The sequence below is a fragment of the Pseudomonas sp. DWP3-1-3b3 genome, from assembly GCF_049896305.1.
Classification (GTDB): Bacteria; Pseudomonadota; Gammaproteobacteria; order Pseudomonadales; family Pseudomonadaceae; genus Aquipseudomonas; species Aquipseudomonas azotoformans_A.
In genome coordinates this window covers 1-13,946 of sequence record NZ_JAFCUA010000002.1, presented here as the reverse complement: position 1 = coordinate 13,946, position 13,946 = coordinate 1, and the positions used below count along the sequence as shown (strand labels likewise).

The 13,946-nt window shown below is 58.2% G+C and carries 15 protein-coding genes; 6 read left to right on the top strand and 9 right to left on the bottom strand.

What is annotated here, in order from left to right; all coding sequences use genetic code 11:
- Positions 1 to 2 precede the first annotated feature (2 nt).
- The gene (locus ACP7BX_RS06425) at positions 3 to 698 is read left to right on the top strand and encodes a lipoate--protein ligase family protein (RefSeq protein WP_426130525.1); all 696 of its coding nucleotides are present in this window, start codon (positions 3 to 5) and stop codon (positions 696 to 698) included.
- Here the strand turns inward: ACP7BX_RS06425 and crp are convergent.
- A complete protein-coding gene (gene crp / locus ACP7BX_RS06420; protein ID WP_033898139.1) occupies positions 695 to 1,339 on the bottom strand; it encodes a cAMP-activated global transcriptional regulator CRP in 645 nt (214 codons plus the stop codon). The two genes, ACP7BX_RS06425 and crp, sit on opposite strands and share 4 nt — an antisense overlap.
- Before the next feature lie 247 nt (positions 1,340 to 1,586).
- Here crp and ACP7BX_RS06415 point away from each other — a divergent pair, with 247 nt between their 5' ends.
- Positions 1,587 to 2,009 (top strand): OsmC family protein, encoded by a 423-nt coding sequence (locus ACP7BX_RS06415; RefSeq protein WP_003194686.1) that lies wholly within the window; start codon positions 1,587 to 1,589, stop codon positions 2,007 to 2,009.
- A 65-nt stretch (positions 2,010 to 2,074) separates the two neighbouring features.
- Here the strand turns inward: ACP7BX_RS06415 and coq7 are convergent, their stop codons facing one another.
- The 6 genes from coq7 to hemJ all read right to left on the bottom strand — a co-directional run bounded on the left by coq7 (position 2,075) and on the right by hemJ (position 6,521).
- Positions 2,075 to 2,722 (bottom strand): 2-polyprenyl-3-methyl-6-methoxy-1,4-benzoquinone monooxygenase, encoded by a 648-nt coding sequence (gene coq7 / locus ACP7BX_RS06410; RefSeq protein WP_015886151.1) that lies wholly within the window; start codon positions 2,720 to 2,722, stop codon positions 2,075 to 2,077.
- 118 nt (positions 2,723 to 2,840) lie between these two features.
- Positions 2,841 to 3,179 carry a histidine triad nucleotide-binding protein gene (locus ACP7BX_RS06405; protein ID WP_010206940.1) on the bottom strand — a complete coding sequence of 113 codons (339 nt, stop codon included), beginning with the start codon at positions 3,177 to 3,179 and terminating at the stop codon, positions 2,841 to 2,843.
- Positions 3,180 to 3,225: 46 nt separating this feature from the next.
- The gene (locus tag ACP7BX_RS06400; protein WP_178952699.1) at positions 3,226 to 4,014 is read right to left on the bottom strand and encodes an SDR family NAD(P)-dependent oxidoreductase; all 789 of its coding nucleotides are present in this window, start codon (positions 4,012 to 4,014) and stop codon (positions 3,226 to 3,228) included.
- Between the two features lie 64 nt (positions 4,015 to 4,078).
- Positions 4,079 to 5,035, bottom strand: a complete 957-nt coding sequence (locus ACP7BX_RS06395; RefSeq protein WP_269132152.1) for a DUF805 domain-containing protein — start codon at positions 5,033 to 5,035, stop codon at positions 4,079 to 4,081.
- 70 nt (positions 5,036 to 5,105) lie between these two features.
- Complete coding sequence (locus ACP7BX_RS06390; protein WP_314530560.1) at positions 5,106 to 6,068, bottom strand: nitronate monooxygenase family protein; 963 nt, start codon at positions 6,066 to 6,068, stop codon at positions 5,106 to 5,108.
- 24 nt (positions 6,069 to 6,092) lie between these two features.
- The gene (gene hemJ, locus ACP7BX_RS06385; protein ID WP_426130520.1) at positions 6,093 to 6,521 is read right to left on the bottom strand and encodes a protoporphyrinogen oxidase HemJ; all 429 of its coding nucleotides are present in this window, start codon (positions 6,519 to 6,521) and stop codon (positions 6,093 to 6,095) included.
- Positions 6,522 to 6,656: 135 nt separating this feature from the next.
- Between hemJ and argC the strand changes: the two genes are divergently transcribed.
- The 3 genes from argC (at position 6,657) to erpA (ending at position 9,844) form a co-directional block, all read left to right on the top strand.
- Positions 6,657 to 7,691, top strand: a complete 1,035-nt coding sequence (gene argC / locus ACP7BX_RS06380) for an N-acetyl-gamma-glutamyl-phosphate reductase (protein ID WP_010206935.1) — start codon at positions 6,657 to 6,659, stop codon at positions 7,689 to 7,691.
- Positions 7,692 to 7,897: 206 nt separating this feature from the next.
- Positions 7,898 to 9,280, top strand: a complete 1,383-nt coding sequence (locus ACP7BX_RS06375) for a hypothetical protein (protein ID WP_426130518.1) — start codon at positions 7,898 to 7,900, stop codon at positions 9,278 to 9,280.
- 213 nt (positions 9,281 to 9,493) lie between these two features.
- Positions 9,494 to 9,844 carry an iron-sulfur cluster insertion protein ErpA gene (gene erpA, locus ACP7BX_RS06370; protein ID WP_003176443.1) on the top strand — a complete coding sequence of 117 codons (351 nt, stop codon included), beginning with the start codon at positions 9,494 to 9,496 and terminating at the stop codon, positions 9,842 to 9,844.
- A gap of 67 nt (positions 9,845 to 9,911) precedes the next feature.
- Here erpA and ACP7BX_RS06365 read toward each other — a convergent pair whose 3' ends face one another.
- Together ACP7BX_RS06365 and ACP7BX_RS06360 are read right to left on the bottom strand one after the other, a co-directional pair.
- On the bottom strand, positions 9,912 to 11,003 hold the full coding sequence (locus tag ACP7BX_RS06365; protein ID WP_426130516.1) for an anhydro-N-acetylmuramic acid kinase: 1,092 nt from the start codon (positions 11,001 to 11,003) through the stop codon (positions 9,912 to 9,914).
- A 3-nt stretch (positions 11,004 to 11,006) separates the two neighbouring features.
- Positions 11,007 to 12,425: a peptidoglycan DD-metalloendopeptidase family protein gene (locus ACP7BX_RS06360; protein WP_426130513.1), complete on the bottom strand. Its 1,419-nt coding sequence runs from the start codon at positions 12,423 to 12,425 to the stop codon at positions 11,007 to 11,009.
- A gap of 208 nt (positions 12,426 to 12,633) precedes the next feature.
- Between ACP7BX_RS06360 and tyrS the strand changes: the two genes are divergently transcribed.
- Positions 12,634 to 13,833, top strand: coding sequence for a tyrosine--tRNA ligase (gene tyrS, locus ACP7BX_RS06355; protein WP_033898150.1), 1,200 nt, complete (start codon positions 12,634 to 12,636; stop codon positions 13,831 to 13,833).
- Positions 13,834 to 13,946: the final 113 nt, after the last annotated feature.

The window sequence follows — 13,946 nt, the reverse complement described above, 5'->3', positions numbered from 1 at the left end:
TGATGACTCAGCCGGTGGCGATGACTGTCGAAGCAGGGCTTGCCGCCGAACAAGACCTGTTGGCGGCGGTTTGCGCGGGTGAGCGGGAATATGGCTTGCTGTTCTGGCAACCCAGCGACCAAGCCTTGGTCATGCCACGTCGATTGAGCCGCTTGCCGGCATTTGAGACCGCCAGCCAGGTTTCCGCGGATGCCGGTTGGCCGGTATTGCTGCGTGAAACCGGTGGAGAACCGGTGCCGCAGTCGAGTGCCACGGTCAACATCGCCCTGGTCTACGCACCGCCACGCAGTGAAGGCGATCAGAACCGTATCGAAACGGGTTACTTGCGTTTGTGCCAACCGATCTGCGATTTGCTGATCGAGTTGGGAGGCGATGCGTCCGTCGGTGAAATCGACGGCGCGTTTTGCGACGGCCGCTACAACGTCAACCTCAACGGCCGCAAAATGGTCGGCACCGCCCAGCGCTGGCGACAAAGCGGTGGCCGCCCGGTGGGCTTGGTGCACGGTGCGCTGTTGCTGGAAAACGATCGCGAAGAGCTGATCGCGGCGGTCAATCGCTTCAATGAAGCCTGCGGCCTCGACCAGCGGGTGCGCGCTGACAGCCATATCGCCCTGCACGAAGCCTTCCCCGCGCCGGATGCGATCAGCCGGCTGGACGCCCTGTACCGCAAAATGCTGGCCAGCTTCCTGCCGGTTTAGCGGGTGCCGAACACCACCATCGTCTTGCCTTTGACGTGTACCAGGTTGCGCTCTTCCAGGTCCTTGAGCACGCGACCGACCATCTCCCGTGAACAGCCGACAATGCGCCCGATTTCCTGACGCGTGACTTTGATCTGCATGCCGTCGGGATGCGTCATGGCGTCGGGCTGCTTGCACAAATCCAGCAGGCAACGGGCGACTCGTCCCGTTACATCAAAAAATGCCAGGTCGCCGACCTTGCGCGTGGTGTCGCGCAGACGCTGGGCAATCTGGCCGCTCAGGGCATAGAGAATGTCGGGATCGTGCTGGGAAAGCTCGCGGAACTTGGCGTAGCTGATCTCGGCCACTTCGCATTCGACCTTGGCGCGCACCCAGGCGCTGCGCTCCTGTTCCTTGCCAGCTTGTTCGAATAGCCCCAACTCCCCAAAGAAATCCCCGGTGTTCAGGTAGGCGATGATCATTTCACGGCCGTCTTCATCTTCGATCAGGATGGTGACCGAGCCTTTGATGATGAAGAACAGCGTTTCGGACCGTTCGCCGGCGCAGATGATGTTGTGCTTGGCCGGGTAGCGGCGGCGCTGGCAATGCATCAACAGTTTGTCGAGATTCTTGATCTTGGGTATGGGAGTAAGGGCAACCATGGTTGTATCCCGAAAAGACTGCGCTAAATAGTTTGAGTTGTTGTATTCATCGGGTATCGGCACTGATACGCGCTGTATAAAGGGTGGCATTACGCCATCGATTTGGCGTCAGCTTAACAGACACATTCTGACTCGATTAGCCAATTTTCCGTGCAAACCCTGCTATTGATCGCTTTTGTTGGAAACGCTGACGCAGGCGGGCCCTGTGCTAAGCTGGCGACCCTTTTTTAGCAGTGGAGTCTGGGCGATGAAGGCACGCATCCAATGGGCGGGCGAAGCCATGTTCCTCGGTGAGTCGGGCAGTGGCCATGTGGTGGTCATGGACGGCCCGCCGGAAGCCGGTGGCCGTAACCTGGGCGTACGCCCGATGGAAATGCTCCTGCTGGGCGTAGGCGGTTGCAGCAATTTCGACGTGGTCAGCATCTTGAAAAAGTCCCGCCAGGCCGTGGAAAGCTGCGAGGCCTTCCTGGAAGCCGAGCGCGCCACTGAAGACCCCAAGGTATTCACCAAGATCCACATGCATTTCGTGGTGAAGGGCCGGGCGCTGAAAGAAGCCCAGGTCAAACGTGCCATTGAGCTGTCAGCCGAGAAGTACTGCTCGGCATCGATCATGCTCGGCGCGGCCGGTGTGGTCATCACCCATGATTACGAAATCATCGAGTTGGGTTGATCGCTCAATCGGTAGGCAAAAAGAAAGGGCGCTGTGATAGCGCCCTTTTTTTCGGTTCGATGCATTCAAATTCTATAGGTGCTTTTGGTCATGACTTTGGCCAAGAGACTCATACCGAACCGCACCGGCGCGGGGAAGCGGAAACCGCCCGCATCCAACGCGCTTTCGGCGTGGTGTTCTTCATCGATGCGCATCTGCTCAAGAATCGCCCGGGACTTTTCGTCCTCGGCGGGCAGTTGTTCCAGATGCTCATCCAGGTGTTTGCACACTTGATGTTCGGTGGCGGCGACAAAACCCAGGCTGACTTTGTCGCTGATCAGGCCGGCAGCGGCGCCAATCCCGAACGACAAACCATAAAACAGCGGGTTCAGCACGCTCGGGTGACTGCCCAGTTGGCGAATGCGTTGCTCGCACCAGGCCAGGTGGTCGATTTCTTCCTCGGCGGCATGTTCCATGGCGGCACGGACCTGCGGCAGCTTGGCGGTCAGCGCCTGGCCCTGGTACAGCGCCTGGGCACAGACTTCGCCGGTATGGTTGATGCGCATCAGGCCGGCGACGTGGCGGGTCTCGGTCTCGCTCATCTGGGCGTCGGGCTGCACAATCGCGGGCGAAGGGCGATACGGCTGGCCGCTGAACGGCAGCAGCGTGCGCATGGCCATGTCGGCTTGCAGCAACAGACGGTCAATCGGCGAGTAGTGACGTTGGGTAGTCATGCTGACCTCCGGGAAGAATCTCGGCGGCCAGTTTACCGCAAGAGAGGGGAAAGCGTTTGCGCTGCGTCAAGGGCATGGGGTCGCAGCCTGGGGCCGCGACCTTTTGCTGAAGGGTAAATCAGCCCGGCGGCCAGTTCATCTGGCGCTGACCCAGCACATGCATATGGATGTGATAAACGGTCTGCCCGCCTTTCGGGTTGCAGTTCATCACCACCCGGAAACCTTCTTCACAGCCTTGTTCCACGGCCAGGCGCTGGGCGGTGAACAGAATATGACCGGCCAGGGCTTTATCTTCTTCGGTCAGGTCATTGAGAGTCGGGATGTGCTTCTTGGGAATGACCAGGAAATGCACAGGCGCCGCCGGGTGGATGTCCTTGAACGCCAGGACTTGATCATCTTCGTAGATGATATCCGCAGGTATTTCTCTGTTGATGATCTTGGTGAACAGAGTATCCACAGCTGTTTCTCCATTATGAATGTGCAGGGTGAGTGTACTCAGCCAATCAACGTGGGCAATAGGCCTTGTTGATGGCGCCGGCGATCTTGCGGGTCAGCCAGCGTGGGCTGAAGCGCGGGCTGAAGGCGATCCAGCGGTTACGGCGGCCAGGGATGATGATGGCTTTGTTTTTATCCAGGGCGCGCACGGTGTAGAGCGCCACTTCTTCGGGGCTCATCAGCTGTTGGCTGCGGTCGAGCTTGGCGGTGTCCATCTGCGCGGTGCCGAAGAAGGCGGTGCGTGTCGGGCCGGGGCAGAGCACCGAGACCTTGATGCCGCAGGTTTTCAATTCCTCACGCAAGCCTTCGGAAAAGTGCAATACATAGGCTTTGCTGGCGTAGTAAGTGCTCATCCACGGGCCGGGCTGGAACGCCGCGACGGAGGCCACATTGAGAATCTGCCCGCCGCCGTGCAGCGCCATGGTGTTGCCAAGGGCATGGCACATACGGGTCAGGGCGAGGATATTGACCTCGATGAGGTCTTGTTCGGTCATCCAGTCCTGGGCCAGGAATGGCCCGCTGGTGCCAATGCCGGCGCAGTTCACCAGCAGGTCGATCTGCCGCTCGCCTTCTTCAAGCTCCAGCAGGAACCCGGACAAACGCAGCGGCTCGCCCAGGTCGCAGGCCCGGAACAGCACCTCGACGCCAAAGCGTTGGGTCAACTCGATTGCAATGCTTTCCAACTGATCACGCTGGCGGGCCACCAGAATCAAGCTGCGGCCGCGACGGGCCAGGGCTTCGGCCATGGCCAGGCCGATGCCGCTGGAGGCGCCGGTGATCAGAGCGTAACGGGTCATGCCTTTCTCCATCGCAACGCCACCGCGCCTGTGACAAAGGCATCACAGGCCGGGGGGCGTTTCTTCACTGTTCTGGAGAGTCTACAGGTTCGCCCGCTTCGTCAGCACTCTGCGCTTCGTCTTCTTCGACGGTGGTGGCTTGGTCAGCGTCTTCATCGGAGTTGATGGAGCTGCTTTCGTAGCTGCTGTCCATGTTGGCTTCGAGCTGGTTCAGGTAGCCGTTCATGCCCAGGGTTACGACGATGGCAAGCATGACCGGGATAAACGCCAGCCACAGCGTGGCCAGGACTTTTACCGCCGTGGAGTTGCGTGGTGGTGGCGCGCCATACTGGTTGGCGCCTGCATTGCCCGGCAATACCAGCAGCAGGATCGGGAAGACGCTGTTCACCAGCGGAACCAGGTTGAGGAAGTACAGCCAGCCCGACCAGCCCAGGTCGTGCAGGCGCTGCACACCGATTTGCACACTGACCCAGACCAGCGCAACAAACAGCCCGAGGCCTAGCAGTACACCAAGAATGGTCCCCGCCGTTGGCGAAGCGGTGGCAACGGCAAAGCTGACGGTGCTGATGATGCCGCCGGCAACCAGCAGTGTGAGGGTCAACACCAGGGTCCAGGCGAGGTATCGCAGTCGACCGATGCGCCCGTGGATAGTGAACACCTTGAGGGTGGCGTATTCCGGCAGGTCATCACCCACGGCGGAACGTGGTGGTGCGTAAGGTGAAGCTGCAGGCCGCGAGAAGTTGCCAGAGTCCGTTTCGTGAGTTTCGTCCAGGCTGAAGGCCACGGGCTGTTCGGGTTCAATGCGCGCATCGACCCCGGCGTTTTTCAGTGCGGTGAGGTAGGTTTCCGCATCCGGGCGCGACAGGTCACGTTTGAGCGCGACCGGGCGACCGGTGAAGAGCTTCTCGATGGCTTCGACGTCGCTCTTGAACAGCTCGGCCAGGTTCAGCTTGGCCGTGGTGCTTTCGACACCCGGGAGCAAGGCTCCATCAAACACAATCTTGAAACGGTTGTCGCTCATGCGGGCTTCCTTGTCACTTGATTCAGGGGGGTAGGGCAGGCCGGCTCAAATGGCAGGCCTTGCGGTTGGGTCAGCGCGGCCAGCGCAATTGAGCGGCCTGTTCGCGGGCCTTGCGGTATTCGGCATCTAGACGGGCAACCAGTTCATCGACGCTGGGCAAATCATCAATTTCACCGACACCTTGGCCGGCGGACCATACAGTCTTCCATGCCTTGGCTTCGTCGCTCAACGGCTTGAGCTTGGAACCGAAGTTGACCTCGCCTTTGCCTTGCAGGGCGGCGAGGTCGAAACCGGCGTTTTCCAGGCTCTGGCGCATGAAGCTGGCGGGCACGCCGGAGACAGCGGGAGTGTGCACGATGTCGGCGGCGCGCGATGTGAGCAGCATCTCTTTATAGGCATCCGGGGCATGGCTTTCGGTGGTGCCGATAAAGCGCGTGCCGAAATAGGCAAGGTCTGCGCCGAGCAACTGGGCTGCGAGAATTTCGTGCCCGTGGTTGAGGCAGCCGGCCAATAGCAAGGTTTTGTCGAAGAACTGGCGAATCTCCGCAATCAGCGAAAAGGGGCTCCAGGTGCCGGCATGGCCACCGGCACCGGCCGCCACGGCGATCAGGCCATCGACGCCGGCTTCGGCAGCCTTCTCGGCATGGCGTCGGGTGGTGACGTCATGGAACACCAGGCCGCCGTAGCTGTGTACGGCGTCTACCAACTCCTTCACGGCGCCCAGGCTGGTGATGACGATCGGCACTTTGTGCTCGACGCAGATCGCCAGGTCGGCCTCCAGCCGTGGGTTGCTGTGGTGCACGATCAGGTTGACGGCGTAGGGCGCGGGGTTATCCAACTGTGCCAGGCCCGCTTCGATTTCCTCCAGCCAGCCCTTGAACCCACTGCTTTCGCGTTGGTTGAGCGCCGGGAAACTCCCGACCACCCCATTGCGGCAGCACGCCAGGACCAGTTGCGGGTTGGAAATCAGGAACATCGGCGCCGCCACTACGGGCAGGCGCAGACGTTGTTCAAGCAGAGCGGGCAATGACATTGGAGGTACCCCGAGTAATTGAAATTAGAACGGTTTGACCACGACCAAAATTACGATAGCCAGCAATATCAGAACGGGCACTTCATTGAACCAGCGATAAAAGACATGGCTGCGGGTGTTTTCGCCACGGGCGAAGCGTTTTACCTGCGCGCCGCACATATGGTGGTAGCCGATGAGCAGTACGACGAGTGTCAGCTTGGCGTGGATCCAGCCGCCCGAATGAAAGAGGCTCGGGTTCAGGTAGATCAGCCAGCCGCCGAGGATCAGCGCGGCAACCATCGCAGGCCCCATGATGCCGCGGTACAACTTGCGCTCCATGACGCTGAAACGCTCCTTGCTGACGGTGTCCTCGCTTTGGGCGTGATAGACGAACAGGCGTGGCAGGTAGAACAGCCCGGCAAACCAGCAGACGATGCTGATGATATGGAAGGCTTTGACCCATAGATAAAGCATTTTTAGTTATTCCCAGGTTCACGGTAGCCGAGATAGTAGTGGCTCATGCGCCCGTACGTCACGTTGACGGTTGTCGCAGGACGATACGGCCCCTATTATCGACGGCTTTCCAGTGGGTTCGTTGAGGGCAGGTTTATGGTCAAGGTCGGTATCGTCGGCGGCACGGGTTACACCGGTGTCGAATTGCTGCGTCTGTTGGCACAGCATCCGCAAGCTGAGGTGGTGGTCATCACTTCCCGATCCGAGGCCGGGCTGGCCGTGGCCGATATGTACCCGAACCTGCGAGGCCACTACGACGGCCTGGCATTCAGCGTCCCGGACATCAAGACCCTGGGCGCCTGCGACGTGGTGTTCTTCGCCACCCCGCACGGCGTTGCCCACGCATTGGCTGGTGAACTGCTGGCGGCGGGCACCAAGGTGATCGACCTGTCGGCGGATTTCCGTCTGCAGGACGCTGATGAATGGGCCAAGTGGTACGGCCAGCCTCACGGCGCGCCGGAGCTGTTGGAAGAGGCGGTGTATGGCCTGCCGGAAGTCAATCGTGAGCAAATCAAGCAAGCGCGCCTGATTGCGGTGCCGGGTTGCTATCCGACCGCGACTCAGCTGGGTTTCCTGCCATTGTTGGAAGCTGGGTTGGCGGACGCTTCGCGCTTGATCGCAGATTGCAAGTCGGGCGTCAGTGGCGCAGGTCGTGGCGCTGCGGTCGGTTCGCTGTACTCCGAGACGTCGGAAAGCATGAAGGCCTATGCAGTGAAAGGTCACCGTCACTTGCCGGAAATCCGCCAGGGGCTGCGTCGCGCGGCTGGCAAGGATGTGGGCCTGACGTTCGTGCCGCACCTGACGCCGATGATCCGCGGTATTCACTCGACGTTGTACGCAACCGTGGTTGATCGCTCGGTAGACCTGCAGGCGCTGTTTGAAAAGCGCTACGCCAACGAACCGTTCGTCGATGTGATGCCTGCTGGTAGCCACCCCGAGACCCGCAGCGTACGCGGTGCCAATGTGTGCCGGATTGCTGTGCACCGTCCACAGGATGGCGACTTGGTGGTAGTGCTGTCGGTGATCGATAACCTGGTCAAGGGCGCGTCGGGCCAGGCGGTGCAGAACATGAACATCCTGTTTGGCTTGGATGAGAAGCTGGGCTTGTCGCATGCTGGCATGTTGCCATAAAGCTATAAAGATCGAACAAGGCGCCTCGCAATAGTAGGCGCCTTGTTCAGCCTCCGCTCATGGTCTCTCACAACACTTCAAGGGAACCTCTTTCCCGCCTTCGCCACTCATATTGTGCTGGTCTTCACGAACAACCATGGATTCGGTGATAGAGCATCGTGCTGATGATGTCTTTAAAAGACGCACTTGGCATCTGAGAGGCTAATATGCTGATTCGCAGTCACTCCCTACCCAATATTAATACCGATCAAACTGCTATTGGTTTGTCGAAAGTTAAACTTTCAGACAATGGGCAGCAGATGGACGTTGCAGTGTTTTCCTATAACTCTGCTGGGAGTAATGGGGCGAAACTGGATGAGAATGCAAATGTCGCTGTAGCATCAGGATCTGTGCCGCGTGCGTTGAATCGGGTCCCCATTCGTTTGAAACCCAATCCTCTCTGGATCAACCCAGAGACCAGGCTTGCTTATAAGTACTCCCCGGTCAAGGTGCCTGAACCGGCCCACGAAGGCGTCAGCCAAAGCATGCGGGCGGTGCTTCTTAATCGAATCGAAACTTGTAGAACTCTCGCCGGGGAGCGGAGTTTTTCGGGGGATAACATCAATTGGCTTTCCTTCATTAGAGGCCCCCAGTTAAACGAGGCCCACTTCAATCAAGATACTGTTCCCGCTCTCGTCATCAGTGGCGGTAGCGCAAATAAGCTTGCGGCGGATTTGCGCAACGATTACAGCCTGGCATGGCACCCCAAGAATATGCGGGTTGGGTTGGATGGTCGTTCTGATCCGGTCTTTCTCATCGTCCATAAGTTGGATTACCCGACTTATACATCAGTATTGAGCGATGCATTGGAGTCTTATCCAAATCTGAGAATCATCGGTTGGGACGGAGCAAAGTTGACTGGGTTTGGCGCTGCGCGTGCTGCGGCACTTGGTTTTGCTGACTCATTACCATGGAGGCCTGAGCGCTTAATGATGATTGATCAGGATGTGGTGACGACAGAGCAAACCAGGCATTCAAATCCTGCGGTACGCCGTAGAGTCGAAAACCTGCATCAAGCGACCAACCAGCCGGTAGTTGGATTCGGTGTCGGCTACCCGACACGACAAACGCCACCCCTCCCGTTTAGAGATACTGAGCAGCCGAAGCCGTCGGATTGGGACGGGCCCGCCGAACAGTTTGTTTCCCTCCGCGCGCCTTATCGTCCGAATAGGGGCGATGGTATTTATGACCCCTATATGGTGGCGGGGGGCGAAGACATGCTCATGAGTAAAAAACTTGGCTTAAGCAAAGAGGGCCGCAATACAGCGCAGGTTCAGGAGAAAATTATAAAGAAAGAGCTCAAAGGTCCGCCGGACGTGCCTAACACTTATTGGAGCGAGGGGCGTGTCCAGACGTTAAAGGCGCTCTTTGAGGCGGAAAAAAACACGCTGGTCGCGTTCGAGGGAGAGAGCATGACGCTTGACAGTCTGATGTCAAAATTCGTAGTTAATGGGTGGGTTTCCTCTCACCCCAGCGTTGACTCGTATACAGCCGCTGCCTGTATCGTCGAGCGTATTATTTTGCGGCTGGCGTCAGAGTCGCGGGTGTAATCGATAAATCAGCCGCTCATCTGGACTCACCCTGCATGGCGCCGGCCGGATCCTCTGTTGAGCATGAGCAGACCTGCCCTCAGGTGAGCCCCAAGTGCCTTTCGTGCCGATGATGCGTTTGATATACCGTAACAATAGTTGACCGCTTTTCTAGGAGAAGCGGATAATGCTGCCATTACGCATATGGCGGCGGTACGCCGGGAGATTATCAGCATGAGCGTTGAATCCTTCACCCCCACGGCTTTGCAATTCACCCACGGTGCTGCGCACAAGGTGAAGAGCCTGGTCGATGAAGAGGGTAATGATCGCTTGAAGCTGCGCGTATTCGTTACGGGCGGCGGTTGTTCAGGGTTTCAGTACGGTTTTACCTTCGATGAAGATGTGGCCGATGATGACACCATCGTTGAGCGCGAGGGCGTGAGCCTGGTCGTGGATCCGATGAGCTTCCAATACCTGGCAGGTGCCGAGGTGGATTACCAGGAAGGTCTGGAAGGTTCGCGTTTCGTGATCAAGAACCCTAATGCCACTACGACCTGTGGTTGCGGGTCTTCGTTCTCGATCTGATCTGTAGCGCATAAAAAAACGCCGCTTGGCTGTGATAGGCCAAGCGGCGTTTTGCTGTCCGGGTATTTTAGGCGGGGTAGATCGCGCCCAGTTTCCGAAGCCCGCGTGCGCCTGTGACGCTAGGGCGGTTGGCGGTGATGCCTTCGAGGCAGCAATGCGCCAGCCAGGCGAAGGCCATGGCTTCGACCCAGTCGGGGTCCACGCCGTAGGTGGCGGTGCTGCTGACGTGGGTTGACGGTAGTAGAGCGGCCAGGCGATTCATTAGTGTGGCGTTGTGAGCGCCGCCACCGCATACCAGCAATGTTTCTGTCTGGGATTGGGCCGACTGTAGGGACTCAACGATCGTCAGCGCGGTCAGCTCAAGCAGCGTTGCCTGCACATTCTGAGGCTCAAATGCAGGCAAGTGGCCAAGGTGTTGGCGCAGCCATTCCAAATTGAACACTTCGCGCCCAGTGCTCTTGGGGCCTTTGGTCACGAAGAAGGGGTCGCTGAGCAGAGCGTTGAGCAACTGGGGCTCGACCTTGCCGCTGGCCGCCCACTGACCATCGCGATCAAAGTGTTCGCCGCGTTGTTGGTGAATCCAAGCATCCAGTAGGACATTGCCTGGGCCGCAGTCGAAGCCTGCGACAGGCTTACCGGTCTCGATCAGGCTGAGGTTACTGAAACCTCCCACATTCAATACGGCGCGGTTACCAGTGTGCTCACCAAACAACGCTTCGTGGAAGGCGGGCACCAGCGGGGCGCCCTGGCCACCGGCGGCCACATCGCGGCTGCGGAAATCGCTGACCACGGTGATATCCGTCAGCTCGGTGAGCAAAGCCGGATTACCGATTTGTACGGTAAAGCCTCGGGCGGGCTCATGGCGGATGGTCTGGCCATGGCTGCCTATCGCACGAATATCCTGGGGCTTGAGGTTTTGTTGATCGAGTAGAGCGTGAATACCTTGTGCGGCCAAGGTCACCCATTTCTGTTGGGCAATAGCGGAGCGGGCGATTTCATCCGGCCCGCTGGCGCATAGGGCAAGCAACTCGGCGCGCAAGGTATCTGGCATTGGGATGTAGTGCGTGGCGATCAACTTGATCGCCGAGTCTTGCTCGATCAAGGCAATGTCCAGGCCATCGAGGCTGGTCCCGGACATCACGCCGATATAGAGCGGCATACCTTAACGCTTCGCCGAAGCCAGCAGGGTGGAGCGCTCTTGATCCATGCGCGCCATCAACGGCTGGCTTTGTTGCATGAAGCGGGCGCGCTCTGCCTTGGCGATCGGGTCGGCCATCGGCAACTTCTGGCCCAGTGGGTCAACGTGGACGCCATTGACCTGGAACTCATAGTGCAAGTGCGGTCCAGTGGACAGGCCGGTAGTGCCGATATAGCCGATCACTTGGCCTTGCTTCACGGTACCGCCGGTTTGCACGCCCTTGGCGAAACCTTGCATGTGGCCGTACAGCGTACGGTAGGTGTTGCCATGCTGGATGATCACGGTATTGCCGTAACCACCGCGACGACCTGCCAACAGTACCTTGCCGTCGCCGGCAGCCTTGATTGGCGTGCCACGCGGGGCCGCATAGTCCACACCTTTGTGGGCGCGGATTTTGTTCAGAATTGGATGCTTGCGACCCATGGAGAAACGCGAGCTAATACGAGCGAAGTCCACTGGGGTGCGGATAAAGGCCTTGCGCATGCTATTGCCGTCGGCGGTGTAGTAGCTGCTGTTGCCTTGTTTGTTGGTGTAGCGCACGGCGGTGTAGGTCTTGCCGCGGTTGGTAAAGCGGGCGGAGAGGATATTGCCAGTGCCGACGACCTTGCCGTTGGCGACCTTCTGCTCGTAGATCACGTCGAATTCGTCGCCTTGGCGGATGTCCTGAGCGAAGTCGATGTCGTAGCCGAACACGCTGGCCATGTCCATGGTCATGCTGTGTGACAGACCGGCGCGGGCTGCGGATTGCGATAGCGAGCTGTTGATAACGCCGTGTACGTAGGCGGAGCGCATCACGGGTTTGGTGGTGATGCGGTTGAAGGCAAAGCCCTTGGCACCTTTGGTCAGGGTGATGCTTTCGAGGTCGCTGACATTGCTGTGCAGGTTGTGCAACTGACCATCAGGTGTCAGTTCGAATTCAAGTTTCTGGCCGTGTTTGAGTTGGGTGAATTGCTTGGCCTGCTTGTCGCTGGCCAGTACCTCATTGACGGTGGCAGCAGGGAGGCCGACTTTCTCAAACAGGGTCGACAATGTGTCGCCCTTGGCCACGATCACTTCGCGGTGTTGTGGGTTCTTGGCGGTATCGACGGCCGGCGCAGACGGCTCTTGGGCGGCTTGCTGGGTATCTGCCGGGCTGCTTTCTATCTGGGCGAACGGCGATTCGGTCGGTGCATTTGTGGCTTGTTGCGCGTCGGAAGCGTCTTGATCTTGTGTCAGTTGTTCAACTGGACTTTCCAGGTCAAGGCTCAGGGATGTTCGTTTGGCTTCTACGTCACTGGAAGGGAATACCAGGAGTGCCAGGCTGAGAAGGGCGGCGATACCACTTGCGGCGAGCAGGTGGGTCTTCGGGTAAAGCGGCGGCGCTTTAGACGGTTCAGTGGTCATAGGTAATTTGACTTTGAAGATGAAATGGAAAAGATGAATGACATGATGAAGATGAAATAACTGTATAAAATATAACCAAATCATCTGTGGCGCAAGCTCGCGAACGCTGGGCTTGCTGAACGGTGTCCGTTCGCAGGGCAAAACTTGTAATTAGTCCCTGATCTTGTATGGTTGGTTCCCTTTTGAATCTGAGCCTTGCGGGTCTGTTATGAAGTCGGTTGAAGAGCAGCTAGCGCTGATAAAACGTGGTGCGGAAGAACTGTTGGTCGAAGCTGAGCTGATCGAAAAGCTCAAGCGCGGCCAGCCCCTGCGTATTAAGGCTGGCTTTGATCCGACTGCGCCGGATCTGCACCTGGGCCATACCGTGCTTATTAATAAGCTGCGCCAGTTCCAGGAGCTGGGGCATCAGGTCATCTTCCTTATAGGTGACTTCACCGGGATGATCGGTGATCCGAGCGGCAAGAGCGCGACGCGCCCGCCGCTGACGCGTGAGCAGGTGCTCGATAACGCCGAGACCTACAAGACCCAGGTGTTCAAGATTCTCGACCCGGCGAAGACTGAAGTTGCATTCAACTCTACTTGGATGGACAAGATGGGGCCGGCGGACTTTATTCGCCTGACCTCTCAGTACACCGTTGCGCGGATGCTTGAGCGCGATGACTTCGACAAGCGCTACTCCACCAATCAGCCGATCGCCATTCATGAGTTCCTCTATCCGCTGGTTCAGGGTTATGACTCGGTAGCGTTGCGTGCGGACGTTGAGTTGGGTGGCACCGATCAGAAATTCAACCTGTTGATGGGGCGTGAGCTGCAGCGCGCGTATGGGCAGGAAGCTCAATGCATTCTGACCATGCCGTTGCTCGAAGGGTTGGATGGCGTCAAGAAGATGTCCAAGTCCCTTGGTAACTATGTCGGTATCCAGGAAGCGCCGGGTGTGATGTACGGCAAGCTGGTTTCGATTCCGGATGCGTTGATGTGGCGTTACTTCGAGCTGCTGAGCTTCCGTTCGATGGATGAGATCAATGCGCTGCGTGCTGAAGTAGAGGCGGGTGCCAATCCTCGTGACGTGAAGATCAAGCTGGCTGAAGAGATTGTTGCACGTTTCCATGGTGAAGAAGCTGCCGCCAATGCTCACCGTGCCGCGGGTAATCGCATGAAGGATGGCGAGCTGCCGGATGATCTGCCGGAGATTGAGCTGTCTGCTGCCGAGGCGATGCCGATCGCGGCTGTGCTTAATAAGGCTGGTCTGGTTAAGAACTCGGCCGTTGCACGCGACCTTCTGGGTTCCGGTGGTGTGCGTATAGATGGTGAGGTTGTGGATCGCACCTTTATATACGAGCTGGGCGCTACCCACGTGTGCCAGGCTGGCAAGAAGGCCTTTGCGCGCATTACGCTCAAATCCGAATAAAACTGAAATTAGGTGTTGACGGCGAATTGTAACTGTCTATAATTCGCCCCACTTCCGGCGCAGTCGAAACGGAAAACTCCTTGGTAAACAATGAGTTATGTAAGTTTCGACAG

Excerpts from the sequence above, each read along its gene's own strand:
- ACP7BX_RS06360 (WP_426130513.1), bottom strand. The coding sequence starts at position 12,425 with ATGACCACTGAACCGTCTAAAGCGCCGCCGCTTTACCCGAAGACCCAC.
- argC (WP_010206935.1), top strand. The coding sequence starts at position 6,657 with ATGGTCAAGGTCGGTATCGTCGGCGGCACGGGTTACACCGGTGTCGAA.
- ACP7BX_RS06375 (WP_426130518.1), top strand. The coding sequence starts at position 7,898 with ATGCTGATTCGCAGTCACTCCCTACCCAATATTAATACCGATCAAACT.
- tyrS (WP_033898150.1), top strand. The coding sequence starts at position 12,634 with ATGAAGTCGGTTGAAGAGCAGCTAGCGCTGATAAAACGTGGTGCGGAA.
- ACP7BX_RS06365 (WP_426130516.1), bottom strand. The coding sequence starts at position 11,003 with ATGCCGCTCTATATCGGCGTGATGTCCGGGACCAGCCTCGATGGCCTG.
- ACP7BX_RS06395 (WP_269132152.1), bottom strand. The coding sequence starts at position 5,035 with ATGAGCGACAACCGTTTCAAGATTGTGTTTGATGGAGCCTTGCTCCCG.
- erpA (WP_003176443.1), top strand. The coding sequence starts at position 9,494 with ATGAGCGTTGAATCCTTCACCCCCACGGCTTTGCAATTCACCCACGGT.
- ACP7BX_RS06415 (WP_003194686.1), top strand. The coding sequence starts at position 1,587 with ATGAAGGCACGCATCCAATGGGCGGGCGAAGCCATGTTCCTCGGTGAG.
- hemJ (WP_426130520.1), bottom strand. The coding sequence starts at position 6,521 with ATGCTTTATCTATGGGTCAAAGCCTTCCATATCATCAGCATCGTCTGC.
- ACP7BX_RS06400 (WP_178952699.1), bottom strand. The coding sequence starts at position 4,014 with ATGACCCGTTACGCTCTGATCACCGGCGCCTCCAGCGGCATCGGCCTG.
- coq7 (WP_015886151.1), bottom strand. The coding sequence starts at position 2,722 with ATGACTACCCAACGTCACTACTCGCCGATTGACCGTCTGTTGCTGCAA.
- ACP7BX_RS06425 (WP_426130525.1), top strand. The coding sequence starts at position 3 with ATGACTCAGCCGGTGGCGATGACTGTCGAAGCAGGGCTTGCCGCCGAA.
- ACP7BX_RS06390 (WP_314530560.1), bottom strand. The coding sequence starts at position 6,068 with ATGTCATTGCCCGCTCTGCTTGAACAACGTCTGCGCCTGCCCGTAGTG.
- crp (WP_033898139.1), bottom strand. The coding sequence starts at position 1,339 with ATGGTTGCCCTTACTCCCATACCCAAGATCAAGAATCTCGACAAACTG.